At 71.6% G+C, this 17,264-nt stretch carries 15 protein-coding genes; 11 read left to right on the top strand and 4 right to left on the bottom strand.

Annotated elements, in window-relative coordinates:
* Together AAG801_RS30560 and AAG801_RS30555 are read left to right on the top strand one after the other, a co-directional pair.
* The coding region (locus tag AAG801_RS30560; RefSeq protein WP_341891760.1) for an SDR family oxidoreductase at positions 1-657 on the top strand (657 nt) is incomplete at its 5' end.
* A gap of 278 nt (positions 658-935) precedes the next feature.
* Entirely contained in the window at positions 936-3,176 is a 2,241-nt protein-coding gene (locus tag AAG801_RS30555; protein WP_341891759.1) for a DUF5916 domain-containing protein, read from the top strand.
* A 75-nt stretch (positions 3,177-3,251) separates the two neighbouring features.
* On the opposite strand, the gene AAG801_RS30550 is transcribed toward AAG801_RS30555, so the two are convergent.
* Positions 3,252-3,713 carry an RNA-binding protein gene (locus AAG801_RS30550; protein WP_341891758.1) on the bottom strand — a complete coding sequence of 154 codons (462 nt, stop codon included), beginning with the start codon at positions 3,711-3,713 and terminating at the stop codon, positions 3,252-3,254.
* Between the two features lie 214 nt (positions 3,714-3,927).
* On the opposite strand from AAG801_RS30550, the gene AAG801_RS30545 reads away from it, so the two are divergent.
* Genes AAG801_RS30545 through AAG801_RS30530 form a run of 4 tightly spaced genes read left to right on the top strand, consistent with a single transcriptional unit; the run spans position 3,928 to position 9,191 of the window.
* Complete coding sequence (locus AAG801_RS30545; RefSeq protein ID WP_341891757.1) at positions 3,928-4,566, top strand: MarC family protein; 639 nt, start codon at positions 3,928-3,930, stop codon at positions 4,564-4,566.
* 24 nt (positions 4,567-4,590) lie between these two features.
* Positions 4,591-5,157 (top strand): carboxymuconolactone decarboxylase family protein, encoded by a 567-nt coding sequence (locus AAG801_RS30540; RefSeq protein WP_341891756.1) that lies wholly within the window; start codon positions 4,591-4,593, stop codon positions 5,155-5,157.
* A gap of 40 nt (positions 5,158-5,197) precedes the next feature.
* On the top strand, positions 5,198-6,877 hold the full coding sequence (locus tag AAG801_RS30535) for a GMC family oxidoreductase N-terminal domain-containing protein (RefSeq protein ID WP_341891755.1): 1,680 nt from the start codon (positions 5,198-5,200) through the stop codon (positions 6,875-6,877).
* Positions 6,878-6,893: 16 nt separating this feature from the next.
* Positions 6,894-9,191, top strand: a complete 2,298-nt coding sequence (locus tag AAG801_RS30530) for an EAL domain-containing protein (protein ID WP_341891754.1) — start codon at positions 6,894-6,896, stop codon at positions 9,189-9,191.
* On the opposite strand, the gene AAG801_RS30525 is transcribed toward AAG801_RS30530, so the two are convergent.
* Both AAG801_RS30525 and AAG801_RS30520 read right to left on the bottom strand, forming a co-directional pair.
* The gene (locus AAG801_RS30525) at positions 9,175-9,936 is read right to left on the bottom strand and encodes a hypothetical protein (RefSeq protein ID WP_341891753.1); all 762 of its coding nucleotides are present in this window, start codon (positions 9,934-9,936) and stop codon (positions 9,175-9,177) included. The genes AAG801_RS30530 and AAG801_RS30525 overlap by 17 nt on opposite strands.
* Positions 9,937-10,070: 134 nt before the next feature.
* A complete protein-coding gene (locus AAG801_RS30520; protein WP_341891752.1) occupies positions 10,071-10,610 on the bottom strand; it encodes a sigma-70 family RNA polymerase sigma factor in 540 nt (179 codons plus the stop codon).
* Between the two features lie 125 nt (positions 10,611-10,735).
* On the opposite strand from AAG801_RS30520, the gene AAG801_RS30515 reads away from it, so the two are divergent.
* The 4 genes from AAG801_RS30515 (at position 10,736) to AAG801_RS30500 (ending at position 15,023) form a co-directional block, all read left to right on the top strand.
* Positions 10,736-11,467, top strand: coding sequence for a response regulator transcription factor (locus tag AAG801_RS30515; RefSeq protein ID WP_341891751.1), 732 nt, complete (start codon positions 10,736-10,738; stop codon positions 11,465-11,467).
* A 91-nt stretch (positions 11,468-11,558) separates the two neighbouring features.
* Complete coding sequence (locus AAG801_RS30510) at positions 11,559-13,103, top strand: HAMP domain-containing sensor histidine kinase (RefSeq protein WP_341891750.1); 1,545 nt, start codon at positions 11,559-11,561, stop codon at positions 13,101-13,103.
* Positions 13,104-13,309: 206 nt separating this feature from the next.
* The gene (locus tag AAG801_RS30505; RefSeq protein WP_341891749.1) at positions 13,310-14,071 is read left to right on the top strand and encodes a TSUP family transporter; all 762 of its coding nucleotides are present in this window, start codon (positions 13,310-13,312) and stop codon (positions 14,069-14,071) included.
* Positions 14,072-14,201: 130 nt separating this feature from the next.
* Positions 14,202-15,023 carry an HDOD domain-containing protein gene (locus AAG801_RS30500; protein ID WP_341891748.1) on the top strand — a complete coding sequence of 274 codons (822 nt, stop codon included), beginning with the start codon at positions 14,202-14,204 and terminating at the stop codon, positions 15,021-15,023.
* Positions 15,024-15,044: 21 nt separating this feature from the next.
* Here the strand turns inward: AAG801_RS30500 and AAG801_RS30495 are convergent, their stop codons facing one another.
* Positions 15,045-16,070: a substrate-binding domain-containing protein gene (locus AAG801_RS30495; protein WP_341891747.1), complete on the bottom strand. Its 1,026-nt coding sequence runs from the start codon at positions 16,068-16,070 to the stop codon at positions 15,045-15,047.
* A 113-nt stretch (positions 16,071-16,183) separates the two neighbouring features.
* Here AAG801_RS30495 and AAG801_RS30490 point away from each other — a divergent pair, with 113 nt between their 5' ends.
* Complete coding sequence (locus AAG801_RS30490) at positions 16,184-17,224, top strand: glycoside hydrolase family 5 protein (RefSeq protein WP_341891746.1); 1,041 nt, start codon at positions 16,184-16,186, stop codon at positions 17,222-17,224.
* Positions 17,225-17,264: the final 40 nt, after the last annotated feature.

Below are 17,264 nucleotides of genomic sequence, written 5' to 3'. Positions count from 1 at the left end.
GAGGTGCGCGCCTGGGCCCAGGCGCAGGGCTGCGCCGATGCGGGCGTGTACGCCGCCGACGTGCGCGACCTCGCCGCCATCGAGGCCGCCGGCCGCGCCTGCATCGCCGCGCAGGGCGTGCCCGACGTGGTGATCGCCAACGCCGGCATCAGCGTGGGCATCGACACCGAGGTCTTCGACGACCTCGAGGTGATGCGCGCCACCTACGAGACCAACGTGATCGGCGTGGCCGCGACCTTCCACCCCTTCATGCGTGCGATGCGCCAGCGCGGCAGCGGCACGCTGGTGGGCATCGCCAGCGTGGCCGGCATCCGCGGCCTGCCGGGCCACGGCGCCTACTGCTCCAGCAAGGCCGCGGTGATCAGCTACTGCGAGAGCCTGCGCGGCGAGCTGCGCCCGAGCGGCGTGAAGGTGGTGACGCTGCTGCCCGGCTACATCGACACGCCGCTGACGCGCCAGAACCGCTACAGCATGCCCTTCCTGATGAGTGCCGACGCATTTGCCGACCAGGCCTTCCGCGCCATCGCTGCGGGCACCAGCTACCGCGTCATTCCGTGGCAGATGGGCGTGGTGGCGAAGCTGCTGCGGCTGCTGCCCAACGGCCTGTTCGACCGCGCGCTCGCTGGCCGGCCGCGCAAGCATCGACAAGGCGAGTAGCCGCCTCTACACTCGCGCGCACCGCACGCAGCGGTCGCCACAAGGCGCAGCACAAGCCGCCGGCGACAAGGAGGTTCTCCCATGACTGACATTCGCATCGCCTGAATGGCGCTCGCCGGGCACGGTCGCTTCGACCCACCCGGCACCCCGGCCGCAGCGCCCGCGCGCGGCCCATCGAATCACCGCATGGCCCGCGGCCACGAGCCGCTGCGCCGTGTCGTCCGCGAAAGTTCGACATGAGAGACAACTTTGCCCGCCGGCCGCGGGTCCGGCGATGGATGCAGATGCTTGCCCTGGCGCTGGGCGTGGCCGCCAGTGGTGTGTCCGCGCAGCCGCAAGCCTTCCGGCCTGCCGCCGACACCCCGCCGCTGCGCATCGACGGCCGGCTCGACGAAGCCGCCTGGCAATCCGCCCCGGTGCACGATGCCTTCGTGCAATACCTGCCGCGCGACCGCCAGCCGGTGCCCGAGGGCTATCGCACGACGATGCAGATCGTCGTCGAGGAGCATGCGCTGGTGGTCGGCATCCGCGCCTGGGACCCGCGGCCGGACGAGATCCGCGCGCCGCTGATGCGCCGCGACAAGGTGCTGCGCGACCAGGACTTCGTCTCGGTGGTCATCGACCCGGTCGGCACGCGGCGCTCGGCGCAGTTCGTGCGCATCAACGCTGCCGGCGTGGTGGCCGACGGCATGTTCATCGCCGCCACCGACACCGAGGACTTCGCACCCGACTTCGAGGTCGACGCCGCGACGCAGCGCCTGGCCGACGGCTACAGCGTCGAGCTGCGCCTGCCGCTGATGACGCTGCGCTACCCGTACGAGGGCGGCGCGCCGTGGCGCATCATGGCCGCGCGCAGCATCCCGCGCGAGTCGAGCATCCTGCTGCTGTCGGCGCCGCTGACCAAGGACGCGCTGAACTTCATCGCCGAGCTGCAGCCGATCGCCGGGCTGGAGGACATCGCCGAGCGGGTGCGCTCGCATGGGCTGCTGTCGGTGCGCCCGGAGCTGACACTGCGCTCGACACGGCGCAGCGACGGCCTGGCGACGCAGCGCGAGTCGCGCGGTGCGCTCGGCGCCGAGATCAAGTGGCGCCCGCGTGCCGACTGGGTATTCGACGCGACGCTAAACCCCGACTTCTCGCAGGTCGAGCTCGACGTGCCGCAGCTCGCCGGCAACACGCGCTTCGCGCTGAGCGTGCCGGAGAAGCGGCCGTTCTTCCTCGAGAGCACCGACGTCATCGACCTGCCGCTGGCGGCGTTCTACTCGCGCTCGGTGACCGATCCGGGCTGGGGCCTGCGCGCCACCTGGCGCGGCACTCGCGCCGATGCCACCGCGCTGTCGCTGCGCGACGACGGCGGCGGCCTGCTGCTGCGCCCGGGGCCCTACGCCACCGACGTGCTGCTGCAGGACCGCCGCTCGCAGGCCACGCTGCTGCGCGGTCGCTGGCATGGCGAGTCGTTCACGGCCGGCACCCTGCTGTCGCAGCGCGACGAGAGCGACGGTGGCGCGAGCAATCGCGTCGCCGGTGTCGACATGGTCTGGCGGCCGAGCGACGAGCAGCAATGGCGTGCCCGCGCGATGAGCTCCCGCAGCCGCGACGGCGACACGAGCCCGGGCCGCAGCGGCCACCATCTGAACGCCGCGTGGTGGATGCGTGTGCCCGGCTGGAACCTCACCGCCGAGGCCACCGAGGTCAGCCCGCGCTTTCGCAACGACAACGGCTTCGTCGAGCAGGCCGGCGCGCGCGTGCTGCAGACCGAACTGATCCGCCGCTGGGGCGAGGTCGCGGTGCCGGGGCCGCTGGCCTTCTCGGCGCACGAGTTCGAGACCTACCTGTGGATGCAGCACAAGAGCACCGTGGCCGACCACGATGTGCCCGGCGGCCAGACCATCGGCCGCTATGCGCACGCCGGCATCTGGCTGGCCGCGTCGCGCAACACCGAGGCCTGGGTGCATGCGCAGTTCGACGCCGAACGCGCGCGCAGCGACACGCCGCTGCGCTCGGTGCCGGCGATCGCCGCGAGCTACAGCGTCAACCCGGTGCCGTGGCTGACCAAGCTGCATGTCGAGAGCACCGTCGGGCGGCGGCTCGACGTCGAGGCCGATCGTGTCGGCCGCGGCAGCGAGCTGTTGCTCGAGCTGAACCTGCGTGCGCCACTCGGTGCGTTGTGGCTGGAGAGTGAACAGCGCCTCGAGCAGAACCGCATCGCCGCACCGGATGGCCGCCGCGCACTGACCGACACCGCGCTGCAGTGGCTGCTCGTGCTTCACCTCGATGCGCGCGACTCGCTGCGCGCCGTCTGGCAGGGCACACGCTTCGTGCGGCCGGGCACCGGCGAGAGCGTGCCCGCGGCCGACCTGCGCGGCCAGACCACCTCGCTGGTGTTCCTGCGCCGCTTCGGCCTCGGCCGCAATCTCAGCATGGGGCTCAGCCGGCAGACCGGCCGTCCCGCGCCGGGCCAGGCGCGCCAGGTCGAGAACGAGCTGTTCGCGAAGGTCTCGTTCGAGTTCGGACAGTGATGCCGTGAGCCGGGCCGGGCAAAAAAAAAGGCGGTGTGCTTTCGCACCCGCCTTCTTCAACGAATCGGCGAGGACTCAGTAGCCGCCGCGGCTGCCGCCGCCACCGCCGTAGCTACCGCCACCGCCGGAGCGGCTGCCGCCACCACCGCCGTAGCCGCCGCCACCGCCGGAGCGGCCACCGCCACCACCGCCGTAGCCGCCACCACCGCCGCCGCCGTAGCCGCCACCACCACCGTAGCCGCCGCCACCGGAGCGGCCGCCGCCACCGCCGAAGCCGCCCGGACGCTCTTCGCGCGGACGGGCTTCGTTGACCACCAGGGCGCGGCCCTGGAGCGGCTGGCCGTTCATGCCGTTGATCGCGGATTGCGCTTCGGCGTCCGAACCCATCTCGACGAAGCCGAAGCCCTTCGAACGGCCGGTGTCGCGATCCATCATGACCTTCGCGGACGTCACCGTACCGAATTGCGAGAACGACTGTTGAAGATCTTCGTCGCGGATCGAGTAGGCGAGATTACCGACGTAGAGTTTGTTGCCCATGGGAGAGCCCCTTTCCATTTCCTGCAGACCATGTGGAGCTTCTACCCATCGTGAACCATTCAAGCGAAGGCGCCGCGTCCATACACAGACTGGCGAATATAAGTGAACTGCGCAAAAGTGCGCACCGAGTCAAGCGAGAAAGTGTTGTTTTCGGGCTGACGTTTGCCGCGCCCTGTCGCAGAGCGCCAGACCGCGCCCAGCCTAGGATGTGCGCATGGACCTCTTCAAGCCGTTGATCGCCTTGCTGGCGATCGTCAACCCGATCGGGGTTATCCCTTTCTTCATCCACTTCACCCAGGGTTTCAGCCGCGAGCAACGCCAGCGCACCATCCGGGTGTCCGCATTCAGTGCGTTCTGCGTCATTGCGGTGAGCGCGCTGGCGGGCCTGAAGATCATCGAGTTCTTCGGCATCTCGCTGGCCTCGTTCCAGGTCGGCGGCGGCATGCTGCTGCTGATCTCCTCGCTTCAGATGCTCAACGCCCAGCCGGCCGAGGGCCGCAAGGAAGACGTGAGCGAGGGCAACACCAAGGTCGATGCCGGCGACAGCATCGCCATCGTGCCGCTGACCATCCCGCTGCTGACCGGGCCGGCGACCATCTCCACCATGGTCATCTACGCCGACAAGACACGCCACTGGTGGGAGCTCGCGGTGCTGGTCGGCTACGGCGTGGTCATCGCGCTGGCGGTGTGGGTCGCGTTCAGCCTGTCCGGCCGCATCGCGAAGGTGCTGGGCCAGACCGGCATCAACGTGATGACGCGCCTGATGGGCCTGATCCTCGCCGCGCTGGCGGTCGAGGTGATGAGCGACGGCCTGGTCAAGCTGTTCCCGGCGCTCGCGGGCAGTGTGCGTTGACAGTGTGCGTTGACAAAGATCCGCATGAACGACCGCCTTCCGCCCCTGCCCTACGAACGACTCGACGACGCCCAGCGCGCTGCCGCCGACGAACTGATCGCCGGCCCGCGCAAGGCGGTGAAGGGCCCATTCATCCCGCTGCTGCGCAGCCCGGTGCTGCTGCAGCGCATCGGCAAGCTCGGTGAATACCTGCGCTTCGACAGCGTGCTGCCGGCGCGGGTCAACGAGTTCGCCACGCTGATCGTCGCGCGCGCCTGGACACAGCAGTTCGAGTGGGCGGTGCACGCGGCCGCGGCGGCCAAGGCAGGCACCAGCGCAGCGAGCATCGCGGCACTGCGCGAGGGTCGCCGCCCCGACGACATGGACGAGGACGAGGCGCTGACGCACGACTTCTGCACCGAGCTGCTCGCCCACCACGGCGTCAGCGACACGAGCTACGAACGGATGCGCGCACGCTTCGGCGAGCGCGGCGTGGTCGAGCTGACGGCGCTGGTCGGCTACTTCGTGATGGTTTCCATGGTCCTCAACGTGGCGCACACCCCGGCCGAGCCCGGCGGCGCGGTCGAGCCGCTTCCGCCCTTGCCGCGCTGAGCCGCTCTCCTATCATCGCGCCCATCACACAAGGGCAGGGATGAGCGAGAACCGCTACGACTACATCGTCTGTGGCGCCGGCACGGCCGGCTGCCTGCTGGCCAACCGCCTCAGCGCGGACAGGAGCAAGCGCGTGCTGCTCGTCGAGGCCGGCGGCAACGACGACTACGTCTGGGTGCACATCCCGGTCGGCTACCTCTACTGCATCGGCAACCCGCGCACCGACTGGCTCTACGCGACCGACCCCGACCCAGGGCTGAACGGGCGCTCGCTGCGCTACCCGCGCGGCAAGGTGCTGGGCGGCTGCTCGAGCATCAACGGCATGATCTACATGCGCGGCCAGGCGCGTGACTACGACCACTGGGGCGCGCTCGGCAACGCGGGCTGGAGCTGGGCCGAGTGCCTGCCCTACTTCCTGAAGCACGAGGACTTCCACAAGGGCGCCGACGCGTTCCACGCCGCGCCGGGTTTCGACCCGAGCGGCGAGCGTGCCGGCGGCGAGTGGCGGGTGGAGAAGCAGCGCCTGCGCTGGGAGATCCTCGACGCCTTCGCACTGGCCGCGCAGCAGGCGGGCATTCCGGCCTGCGAGGACTTCAACCGCGGCGACAACGAAGGCGTGGGCTACTTCGAGGTCAACCAGCGCGCCGGCGTGCGCTGGAACGCGACCAAGGCTTTCCTGCGCCCGGTGCAGGAGCGCGACAACCTGCAGGTCTGGACCGGCGCGCAGATCACGCGGCTGCTGCTGGCGCACCGCGACAGCGGGGGTTCGTGGGACGGTTCGCGCCGCGCCGTCGGCATCGAGATCCTGCCGCAAGGCGGCGGCGCGCCGGTGCAGGCGCGCCTGGCCGACGGCGGCGAGGTGATCCTGGCCACCGGCGCGATCGGCACGCCGCAGATCCTGCAGCTCTCCGGCATCGGGCCGGCCGGCCTGCTGCAGCGGCACGACATCCGCGTCGAACATGCGCTCGAGGGTGTCGGCGCCAACCTGCAGGACCACCTGCAGATCCGCGCCGTCTTCCAGGTCGATGGCGTGACCACGCTGAACACGCTGGCCAACTCCTGGTGGGGCAAGGCGCGCATCGGCCTCGAATACCTGTTCAAGCGCAGCGGGCCGATGAGCATGGCGCCGTCGCAGCTCGGCGCGTTCACGAAGAGCGACCCGTCGCAGCCGCACGCCAACCTCGAGTACCACGTGCAGCCGCTGTCGCTGGACGCCTTCGGCCAGCCGCTGCACCGCTTTCCCGCCTTCACCGCCAGCGTGTGCAACCTCAACCCGGCCAGCCGCGGCGCGGTGCAGATCCGCACGCCGAACGCCACCGACGCGCCGAGCATCGCGCCGAACTACCTGTCGACCGACGAGGACCGCCGCATCGCCGCCGAGTCGCTGCGGCTGACGCGGCGCATCGCCGCACAGCCGGCGCTGGCGAAGTACCAGCCGCGCGAATACAAGCCCGGCGTGCAGTTCCGCAGCGACGAGGAACTCGCGCGCCTGGCCGGCGACATCGGCACGACGATCTTCCACCCGGTCGGCACCGCGAAGATGGGCCCGGCGAGCGATCCGGGCGCGGTGGTCGACGCGCAGCTGCGCGTGCACGGCGTGGCCGGGCTGCGCGTGGCCGACGCCAGCATCATGCCGACCATCACCAGCGGCAACACCAATTCGCCGACGCTGATGATCGCGGAGCGGGCGGCGCAGTGGATCGTGCAGGCCCGGCGCTGACGCCGACGCTCCCGACGTGACCCACCCGGTCTACCTCGCCAACGTCGCCATCTGCCTGGCCTTCGGCGGCGCGCTGCTGCTGGCCTGGCAGCGCGACCGCTCGCAGGCCTTCCTGCGCATGGTCGGCCTGGCCTTCCTGCTGCACGCGGCGCTGCCGCCGGCCTACCAGCTGATGACCGATGGCGGTGTGCCGGCGCTGCGCACGGCCGGACTGGTCACGCTGGTCGCGGTCGCGCTGTTGTCTGCCGGGCTGATTGCGATGGGTGTCGGCCACCTCGCGGACCGGCCATTCACGCGCCGGCGGCAGCGTCTTGGCACGGCCGTGCTCGCCGTCATCGGCCTCGGCCTGCTGCCGCTGGGCGCGCCCTTCGCGCTGGCCATGCCGGCGCTGCTCAACCTGCTGGTCGGCGCGGCGGCAGCGGCCTGGCTGTGGGGGCGCGGCGGCGCCGAGCGGATCTCGGGGCTGTTGCTGGTGCTGCTGGCGCTCAACCAGTTCCAGATCTTCTTCTTCGGCGATGCGGTGATCGAGCGGCAGTCGCTGGCCGGTGCGTTGCTGCGCATGGGCATCGGCCTGGCGCTGCTGCATGCGGCCGGGCGCCGCTCGGCCGAGGCCTCGCTGCAGGCGCGCGAGCGCTTCACGCGGCTGACCGAGCACTCGCACCAGGGCGTGGCCGTGGTGCGAGGCGAGCGGTTGCTCTATGCCAACCCGGCGATGCTGCGCATCTACGGGCTGAACTCGCTGGACGAGGTGCACACGCTGTGGCGCGAGGCGACCATGCCCGAGGCCGAGCGCTCTGCCGGGCGCGAACGCCATCGCCAGCTGATCGCCGGCGAACTCGAGCGGGCCAGCTGGTCGGGCCAGCGCTTCCGCTTCGACGGCACGCCGATCCGGCTGCGCTTCTCGGCCTGGCGCATCGACTGGGACGGCGCCCCGGCCGAGCAGGTGGTGATCAGCGACGAAACCGCGCAGCACGACGCCACCACTGCGTTGCTGCACCAGGCCACACACGACGAGCTGACCGGCCTGCCCAACCGCAGCGCGCTGCTGGCGCGGCTGCGCGAGCTGTGCGCGAACGGCACCGGCTTCGCGTTGCTGCTGCTCGACGTCGACCGCTTCAAGCTGTTCAACGAGGCCCATGGCCACCCGGTCGGCGACGATGTGCTTCGTGCCCTGGCCGCGCGCCTGGCCGGCACGCTGGGCGGCCTGGCCGAGACGATGCGCCTGGGCGAAGACGAGTTCGCGCTGCTCGCGGCGGCCGACGACAGCGAGCGCAGCGCGCGCGAGGTGGCGCAGCGGGTGCAGGGCCTGCTCGCCCAGCCGCTGGCCTTGCCGGGGCACGAGTTCTTCCTCGACGCGTCGATCGGCGTGGCGCTGCACCCGGCCAACGGCCGCGGCGCCGAGGCGCTGCTGCGTGCCGCCAACGCCGCGATGCACGAGGCCAAGCATGTGCCAGGCACCTCGCTGCAGTTCGCCGAGGAGCGCTTCGAGCGCGGCTCGGGCGCCACGCTGCTGGCCGAGCAGGCGCTGCGCGCCGGGCTTAAGAACGAGGAGTTCAGCCTCGTCTACCAGCCCAAGGTGGAGATCCGCAGCGCGGCGCGGCCGCCGGTGCTGGTCGGCTTCGAGGCGCTGGTGCGCTGGGACCGCCCGGGCATCGGCCGCATCGGCCCGCTGCAGTTCGTGCCCGCGGCCGAGCGCACCGGGCAGATCCGCGAGCTGGGCAAGCTCATCCTCGAACTGGCGTGCCTGCAGATCGAGCGCTGGCGCGCCGAGTACGGCCATGCCGTGCCGGTGGCGGTGAACGTGTCGCCGCTGCAGCTGCTCGACCCGGGCTTCACCGACGACGTGCTGCAGGCGATGCGCCGCCACGGCGTGCCGCCCACGCTGCTGTCGCTGGAGATCACCGAGAGCGTGGCGGTCACCCACATGGAGCAGGCGCGCGGCCGCATCGCGCTGCTGCGCTCGCACGGCATCGAGGTCGCGCTGGACGACTTCGGCACCGGCTTCTCGTCGCTGAACATGCTGCGCAGCCTGCCGCTGCGAACGGTGAAGATCGACCGCTCGCTGGTCGAGCCGCTGCCCGCGGCCGACGCCACCGCGGTGGTCAAGGCGATCTGCGATCTCGCCGTGACGCTGGATCTGGACGTGATCGCCGAGGGTGTGGAGACGCCGGCGCAGTCGGAGGCGGTGCGTGCCGCCGGCTGCAGCGTGATGCAGGGCTATCTGTACGCGCGCCCGCTGGCGCCGGCCGAGGCGGCGCGCTGGCTGGACCGCGCCGATGATGCCGGCTCGGCGGCGTTCAGGCTGCGAGGCTGAGCAGTCCGCCGCGCGTGGGCGTCTGCATCGCGCTGCCGTCGTCGCTGCCGCGCAGTGCGCCGGCGAGTTGTCGCAGGAAGCTCGACAGGCTGCTGCTCGCCGCCGCCTCGCCCGCGGGCGTGCCCGGGGCAGAGGCCGGCTGCAGTGCCTCGAACAGCTTCCGGAACGCCGCCTGCAGCGGCGATTCGGTGCTCGCCATCGCGGTCTGCTGGGTCAGGTCGATCTGCAGCGTGGTCACCGACAGCGAGGCGCTGGCGGTGTCGCCATCGACGCTGGCGCTGAACGACGCGCTGCTCAGGCTGGCGCTGATCGTCGTGGTGCCGGTGGCCGCCGCCGCGGGCGCATCGACCTGCGCGGCCAGCCGGTCCAGGCGCTGGGCGAGGTTGTCGTAGCCGCCATGCCGGTCGCCGCCATGCCGATGGGGGTGGTGCGCATGGCCGAGCGCCATGCCACGGCCGCTGCTGCGCAGGGCATCGACGAGCTCGTGTGCGAAGGCCATCGCGCTGTCCTTCAGGGCCGCGCCGTCCTCCGCCTCGGCCGTCGAGGCGGGCATCAGCTCCTTCAGCGCGCTCATCATCGCCGAGACCAGCGCATTGCCGCGCCGGGCCGGCGCCTCGGCGCGGCGCGCGCCGTCACTGTCCTCCTCGTCGCGGTGCTCGCAGCGGTGGCGCTGGGTTCGCGTCGGCGTGGCGACGAGCTCGGTCGGTGCGGTGCGGGGGGCGGTGGTGGCGGCGATGGCGGGCATGGAGGCTCCTGGTCGGACGGATGACGATGCGGCCTCGACATGCATCACGCGCCGCGGGTGATGCCCCGGTTTTCGACCCGCCGCGCACAGGCCTGAGCGGCCCTTGGTAACGGTTTGCAGCGCCGCCGCGGCGCTCAGGCGGACAGCTGGCGGCGCGCCCGATGCAGGCGCACGAACAGGTTGTCCTCGCTGATCGAGAGCGCAGCGCAGACCTCGTCGGTATCGCGGTCCTGCAGCAGGCGCAGCTGCACAGCGTCGCGCAGGCCTGCCGGCAGCGTCGCGATGCGCGACATCGTCTGCGCCAGCCGTTCGCGCTGCTCGGCCACTTCGTCGGGCCGCGGCTGCGGGCACTCGATGTCGAGGCTGGTGTCCGATTCGTCGTCGTCCACGCCCTGGTGCAGGCTGTGCAGCGGCGCACGCTGGCGCACCAGGTCGACGATCTTGTGCTTCAGGATCGCCGTCAGCCAGGAGCGCAGCGCCGAGCGGCCGGCGAAGGCGGCCCGGCCGGAGATCACCGCCTCGAAGACGTCGTGCACCACGTCCTCGGCCAGCACCGGGTCGAGCAGCCGGCGCTGCGCGAAGCGCACCAGCGCATCGCGGTGCGAGACCATCTCGGCCCAGTCGATGGCGATGGGCAGCGGGGCGGCAGCAGGGGCGGCGAGGACGGCGTTCATCGGTGGGCTCCGGGTCGGTGTCGATGCGGTGACTGTGGCCGGGCTACCTCGCGCCACCCTCACCGAACATCACGCCAAGATCACATCGGCGTAAGTTCGCCACCTCGCGGACCGACAATCCATGCATGTCGTCGCCCCTGCCCACGCCCGTCGCCATCCTCGTCGCCGAGGACCAGGCCGACATCCGCGACCTGCTGGTGCTGAACCTGCGCAATGCCGGCTACCAGGTCACGGCGGTGGCCGACGGCGCTGCCGCCCTGGCCGAGCAGACCGCGCAGCCGCGCGACCTGCTGTTGCTCGACCTGATGATGCCGGGGCTGGACGGGCTGGAGGTCTGCAAGGCGCTGCGCGCGCGCGGCAGTGCCGCACCGATCCTGATGCTGACGGCCAAGTCCACCGAGCTCGACCGCGTGCTCGGCCTCGAACTCGGCGCCGACGACTACCTCACCAAGCCCTTCTCGCTGGCCGAGCTGCTGGCCCGCGTGAAGGCGCTGCTGCGCCGCGCCGAGCTGCTGCGCGCCGCACAGGCGCAGCCGGCCAGCGCGGCGAACCTGATCCGCCACGGCGCGCTGGAGATCCAGCCGGCCAAGCGCCAGGTGCGCTACCGCGGCCAGGCGATCGAGTTCACCGCGCTGGAGTTCGACCTGCTGCTGCACTTCGCGACGCATCCCGGTCACGTGTTCTCGCGCGCGCAGCTGCTCGATGCCGTCTGGGGCTACAGCCACGACGGCTACGAGCACACCGTCACCACCCACATCAACCGCCTTCGCAACAAGCTCGAGGCCGACCCGATGCGGCCGGAGCTGATCCTCACCGTGCGCGGCGCCGGCTACAAGCTGCGCGAGGCCACCGCGTGACGCGGCTGCGGGCCGAGCGCCGGGCCGCTCCCAAGCCGGCCCGCATCCCCGCGGGGGATCGGCCGACGTACCCGTCGGCCGAGGGGCTGTCATGACCGTTCGCCTCAAGCTGGCGCTGACGGTGGTCGCCACCGGCCTGCTCACCGCGCTGGGCGTCATCGCCGCGGTGCTCTACGCCTTCGAGCGCTTCGAGCACGAGACGGCCTTCACGCGCGCCAATGCCTTCCTCGGGCGCATCACCGCGCAGTACGACGACCTGCTCGACCTGCAGCAGCGCCAGCCGGACGAATTCCGCAGCTGGCTGCGCGGGCTGGTGCTGTACGAGCCCGACACGCAGCTGTACCTGCTCGACGCCCAGGGCACGGTGCTGGTGACCAGCGGCGATGCGAAGCTGCCGGCGGATTTCAAGGTCGCGCTCGGCCCGGTGCGCGAGGCGGCGGCCGTCGCCGAGGGGCGCAGCGGCAACCGCTACGTGATGGGCGACGATCCCGAGCGCATGGACGACGGCGCGGTGATCGCAGCGCGCCCGGTGCGCCGCGCGACCATCCGCAACGACGGCGAAGCAGCCGGCTGGCTCTACCTCGTCTGCCACAAGGCCGCGCTGCCGGCCTCGCGCTGGGAGGCGCTGCGCAACAGCCTGGCGCTGCCGGCGCTGCTGCTGATCTGCGGCATCGTCGCGCTGACCACGCTGTTCGCGGCGCTCATCATCGCGGCGGTGACCCGCCCGCTGCAGCGCCTGACCGACGCAGTGGCGACGCTGTCCGCGCGCGGGCTCGACGAGGGGCTGAGCGGCCAGCCCGGCGAGCTGCTGCCGCGGGCCGGGCGCGACGAGTTCGGCCGCCTCACCGAGGCCTTCTCGATGATGCTGCAGACGCTGCAGCGTCAATGGGCGGCGTTGCGCCGGCTCGACCATTTCCGCCGCGAAGGCGTCAGCAATCTCTCCCACGACCTGCGCTCGCCGCTGACTGCCACCGCCGCCTGCCTGGAGACGCTGCAGGTGCGCTGGCGGGGCGAGGCGGCGCGTGCCGAGGAGCTGGGCCTGGTGGAGGTGGCGCTGCGCAACACGCGCAACGCCGCGCGGCTGGTGCAGTCGCTCGGCGACCTGGCGCGGCTCGACGAACCGAGCTTCGCGCTGCGCCGCGAGCCGGTCGACGCCGGCGAACTGCTCGACGACATCGCACTGCGCTTCGGCGATCGTGCTGCGCGGCAGGGCGTGCGCCTGGTGGTCGAGCACGAGGTGGGTGGCGAGCCGGCATTCGCCGCGCTGGACATCGAGCTGTTCGAGCGCGCCGTGGCCAACCTGCTCGACAACGCGCTGAAGTTCTGCCCCGCCGGGGCCGCGGTGACGCTCGCCGCCCGCGCCGCCGGCGGCCAGCTCGAGGTGACGGTGGCCGACACCGGCCCGGGCATCGCCGCCGCCGACCTGCCGCACCTGTTCGACCGCTTCTACCAGGCCCGGCAGAGCGTGGCCCCGGCCACCGGTGAAGGCGGCAAGGGGCTGGGGCTGGCGATCGTCAAGCGCATCGCCGAGCTGCACGGCGGCACGGTGCGGGTGGACAGCATGCCGGGCGAGGGCACGCGGGTGCAGATCGCCGTGCCCAGGGACCTTCCCGCCGCCTTGAGCGGGGCAGGGTAAGTCCTGCTGCGACGCGCCGAGCGGCCCGCCTACAGTTCGCCCACTGCGCGGCAGGCACCCCCGGGTGCTCGTCAGGGCGGGGGACTGAGGAGACGCAAGAGCGCACCGCGGGCAACGCCGGCTGCGCACATCGACAGGCCGCTCGAGCGGCCGATGCAAAATGCGAAGGGCGCCAGATCATCGATCTGGCGCCCTTTTCACTTCCCATGACCGAACTGGCCCTCGTCGCACTGGCGTCGCTGTTCGCCGGCTGCGTCGATGCGATCGTCGGTGGCGGCGGGCTCATCCTCGTGCCGGCGCTGTTCGGCATGTACCCCGGCGCGGCGCCGGCCACGCTGCTGGGCACCAACAAGGGCTCGGGCATCTGGGGCACGGCCTGGGCGACCTGGCAGTTCTCGCGCCGCGTGCAACTGCCCTGGGCCTCGCTGCTGCCGGCTGCCGGTGCGGCGCTGGCGGGCAGCTTCGCCGGCGCGTGGGTGCTCACGCTGGCCAGCCCCGAGGGTCTGCGCAAGGCGCTGCCCATCGTGCTGCTGGCCGTGCTGGCCTACACGCTGGCGCGCAAGGACCTCGGCCGCCATCACGCGCCGCGCTTTCACGGCAGCGCGCAGACGCTGCTGGCCTGCGCGATCGGCGCGGCGGTGGGTTTCTACGACGGCTTCTTCGGCCCCGGCGCGGGCAGCTTCTTCGTCTTCCTGTTCGTGCGCCTGCTCGGCTTCGACTTCCTCAACGCCTCGGCCAGCGCCAAGCTGCTCAACACGGCCACCAATGCGTCGGCGCTGCTTCTGCTGGCCGCCAAGGGCCACGTGTGGTGGCATGTGGCCGCGGTGCTGGCGGTCGCCAACGTGGCCGGCAGCCTGATCGGCACGCGGCTGGCGCTGCGCCACGGCGCCGGCTTCGTGCGCGTGGCCTTCATCGTGGTGGTCACCGCGCTGATCGCCAAGACGGGGTGGGACGCATTCTTCCGCTGAGCAGCGCTGCCGCCCGCGAAGTGTGCCGATCGGCCAATTGCGCCACGAACCGCGGCCATTTCCGCCCCTCGCCGCCGGTCGGCGTGACTAGCATGACTGCAGGAGCCCGAGTCTTGCCTGCGAGTCGCCCATGCCCGTCGATCCCCAACTGCGATCCCTGAACATCGATGTTCCGGCCCAGCCCGAGGCGCTGGTCAAGCTGTCGCTGCTGCTGGCCGACGACGATGTCAACCTGCAGGCGCTCAGCGCGCTGGTCACCAGCGACATGGCGCTCGCCTCGGCAGTGCTGAAGGCGGTGAACTCCTCGCTCTACGGCCTGTCCGGCCGCGTGCAGAGCGTGCAGCAGGCCATCACCTACCTGGGCACGCGCGAGGTCGCGGCCGTCACCTTCGAGATGGGCCTGAAGGCCGTCTTCCCGACTGCGCCCGAGCTCGACCCGGTGTGGGAGCGTGCCAGCGTGCGCGGCCTGCTGATGGGCCGCATCGGCATGGCGCTCAGCGTCGACCCCTGGGCGGCCCACTCCGCCGGGCTGTTCGAGGAGTGCGGCAAGGCGGTGCTGTTCCGCCACGCGAGCGAGCGCTATCGGCCGCTGCTGCGCGCCGCAGAGAGCGATGAAGACCTGCTGCTGCTCGAGCAGGACGAGTTCGGCGTCAGCCATGACGCGCTGGGCGCCGCGCTGTGCGAGACCTGGGGCCTCGCGCCGGCGGCGGTCAACAGCGTGCGCTACCACGTGATGGTCAACGCCACGCTGCAGTTGCCGATGCAGGTGCCGCGCCGTGCGATCTGCGCCATCTCGGCGCTGGCCAACGCGCTGATGACCGACCCGGACACGCTCGATGCGGTGGCCGGCAAGGTCGCGCCGCAAGCCGAGCTCGATCCGCTGCTGGTCGTGCGCGGCGTGCGCCGGGTGCAGGAGCAGATCGAGAACGCGGTGGCGCGCGAACGCGCCTGAGCGGCTGGCGCGCTCGCGCCGTCAGAGCCGGCGCGTCGTCTCGCGCACCACCAGCTCCAGCGGCGGCACCGGCGTCTGCGCCACGGGGTGGCCGAGCATGCCCAGCAGCGCCTGCGCGACGGCCAGCCCCAGCTCGTAGATCGGCTGGCGGATGGTGGTCATCGGCGGCGTCGCGTAGGCGGCGCCGGGCAGGTCGTCGACGCCGAGGATGGACACGTCGTCGGGCACGCGCACGCCGCGCCGGTACATCGCCATGCGCGCGCCGAAGGCGGTCTGGTCGTTGGCGGCGAACACCGCGGTGAAGGGCTGGCCGCTGTCGAGCAGCCGGTTCATCGCCAGCAGGCCGCCGCTTTCCATGAAGTCGCCCTGCACGACCAGCTCCGGGCGCAGCGGCACCCCGGCCTCGCGCAGCGCGCGCTCGTAGCCGGCGCGGCGCTCGGTGGCGTCGGTGTGGTCGGCCGGGCCGGCGATGTGGGCGATGCTGCGGTGGCCGAGGCTGAGCAGGTGGCGCGTGGCGAGGTAGCCACCGCCCTCCTGGTCGAACGCGAAGGCGCGCACCTGCGGCGCGTCCAGGTGCCGGCCGGTGACGACGATCGGCTGATGGCGCGCGAACTCGGCGATCTGCCGGTCGTCGAGGTGGCCGGTGAGGATGACCAGGCCGTCGATGCGCCGCGCCATCAGCAGGCGCACGCGCTCGGCTTCCTCGTCGGCGTTCCAGTGGCCGCTGACGATGATCGGCGCATAGCCGGTGCCGGTCAGGCCGGCCTCGATGCCCTTCATCGCGCGGCCGTAGAACGGGCTCTCGACGTCCTGCGTCAGGATGCCCACCGTCATCGTCGTGCCGGTCTTCAGGCTGCGCGCGAACAGGTTGGGGCGGAAGTCGAGCTTGCGGATCGCTTCCTCCACCGCCTGCCGCTTGTCGGAGGTGACCCGCGCCGTTCCGTTGAGGATGCGCGACACCGTGCTCGGCGAGACACCCGCTTCGCGGGCGACGTCCAGGACCGTGATGGTGGAAGGCGGGGTGTCGGTGTCGGAGGTCGCTGCCACGGGTCGAGGATCGGGAGGTGTCGCACCGATTGTGCATGCCGTGTTTCGCATGATATCGTTTTCACAGATTCTTCACTTGCCTCGCCGGCAGGCGCTTCGCCCGAAAGGACACCATGGCACGGACACCGACCTGGATGAAATCGCTGGTGTGGTTGTTCGCCATGTCGGTGGCGGGCGCGGCGTGCGCCTGCAGCACCGGGCAGCCGCCGGCCGAGCAGGCCGCCAGCTGCAACCGGCTGCTGGAGCGCAGCATCAACTTCGGCAACATGCTCGACCACGCCCGGGAGGGCATGGCCGGGCCGATGCTGCGCGACGAGTTCATCACCCTGACGGCGCAAGCCGGCTTCACCGCCATCCGCCTGCCGGTGCGCTGGGACGCGCGCGCCGGCATCCAGCCGCCCTACCGCATCGCGCCGGACTTCTTCGAGCGGGTCGACGGCATCGTGCAGCTGGCGCTGAAGCACAAGCTGGCGATCGTGCTCGACATGCATCACTACGCCAACATGATGCTCGAGCCCGCCGCCGAACGTGAGCGCTTCCTTGCCATCTGGCGGCAGGTGGCCGAGCACTACCGCGACGCACCGCAGACGGTGCTGTTCGAACTGCTCAACGAACCCAACCGCGAACTGACGCGCGAACGCTGGAACGAGGCGCTTGCCGCCGTGCTGCCGGTCATCCGCGCCAGCAACCCGCAGCGCACGCTGATCGTCGGCGGTGGCGACTGGAACAGCGGCCCGGCGCTGGAAGACCTGAAGTTGCCGGCCGACGACCGCAACCTGATCGCCACCTTCCACTACTACGAGCCGATGGCGGTGACCCACCAGGGCGCCGAGTGGGTCAGCGGCGCCGGCGCATGGGTGGGCACCACCTGGAGCGGCACGTCGGCGCAGACAAGGAAGCTGCGCGACGACTTCGACCGCGTGCAGCGCTGGGCCGAGCGCGAGAAGCGGCCGGTGCTGCTGGGCGAGTTCGGCGCCTATTCGCGGGCCGATCAGGCCACCCGCATCGCCTGGACGCGCGCGGTGCGCGAGCAGGCCGAGGCGCGCGGCTTCTCCTGGGCCTACTGGGAGCTGGCGTCGAGTTTCGGTGTGCTGGAGCCGCTGTCGCTGCAGTGGCGCCGGCCGTTGCTCGAGGCGTTGCTGCCGCGCCCCTGAGGCCCTCAGGACTTACCCCGATCGGCACTGAAACAGCGTT

This window comes from Variovorax sp. YR752 (assembly GCF_943372545.1).
Note: the sequence above shows the minus strand (reverse complement) of the source record. Positions and strands in the feature narration are given on the sequence as shown.

What these genes read in the sequence shown, in the direction of transcription:
- AAG801_RS30550 (WP_341891758.1), bottom strand. Translation starts at nt 3,713, where the DNA reads ATGGGCAACAAACTCTACGTCGGTAATCTCGCCTACTCGATCCGCGAC.
- AAG801_RS30520 (WP_341891752.1), bottom strand. Translation starts at nt 10,610, where the DNA reads ATGAACGCCGTCCTCGCCGCCCCTGCTGCCGCCCCGCTGCCCATCGCC.
- AAG801_RS30500 (WP_341891748.1), top strand. Translation starts at nt 14,202, where the DNA reads ATGCCCGTCGATCCCCAACTGCGATCCCTGAACATCGATGTTCCGGCC.
- AAG801_RS30515 (WP_341891751.1), top strand. Translation starts at nt 10,736, where the DNA reads ATGTCGTCGCCCCTGCCCACGCCCGTCGCCATCCTCGTCGCCGAGGAC.
- AAG801_RS30545 (WP_341891757.1), top strand. Translation starts at nt 3,928, where the DNA reads ATGGACCTCTTCAAGCCGTTGATCGCCTTGCTGGCGATCGTCAACCCG.
- AAG801_RS30525 (WP_341891753.1), bottom strand. Translation starts at nt 9,936, where the DNA reads ATGCCCGCCATCGCCGCCACCACCGCCCCCCGCACCGCACCGACCGAG.
- AAG801_RS30555 (WP_341891759.1), top strand. Translation starts at nt 936, where the DNA reads ATGCAGATGCTTGCCCTGGCGCTGGGCGTGGCCGCCAGTGGTGTGTCC.
- AAG801_RS30535 (WP_341891755.1), top strand. Translation starts at nt 5,198, where the DNA reads ATGAGCGAGAACCGCTACGACTACATCGTCTGTGGCGCCGGCACGGCC.
- AAG801_RS30490 (WP_341891746.1), top strand. Translation starts at nt 16,184, where the DNA reads ATGGCACGGACACCGACCTGGATGAAATCGCTGGTGTGGTTGTTCGCC.
- AAG801_RS30540 (WP_341891756.1), top strand. Translation starts at nt 4,591, where the DNA reads ATGAACGACCGCCTTCCGCCCCTGCCCTACGAACGACTCGACGACGCC.
- AAG801_RS30505 (WP_341891749.1), top strand. Translation starts at nt 13,310, where the DNA reads ATGACCGAACTGGCCCTCGTCGCACTGGCGTCGCTGTTCGCCGGCTGC.
- AAG801_RS30510 (WP_341891750.1), top strand. Translation starts at nt 11,559, where the DNA reads ATGACCGTTCGCCTCAAGCTGGCGCTGACGGTGGTCGCCACCGGCCTG.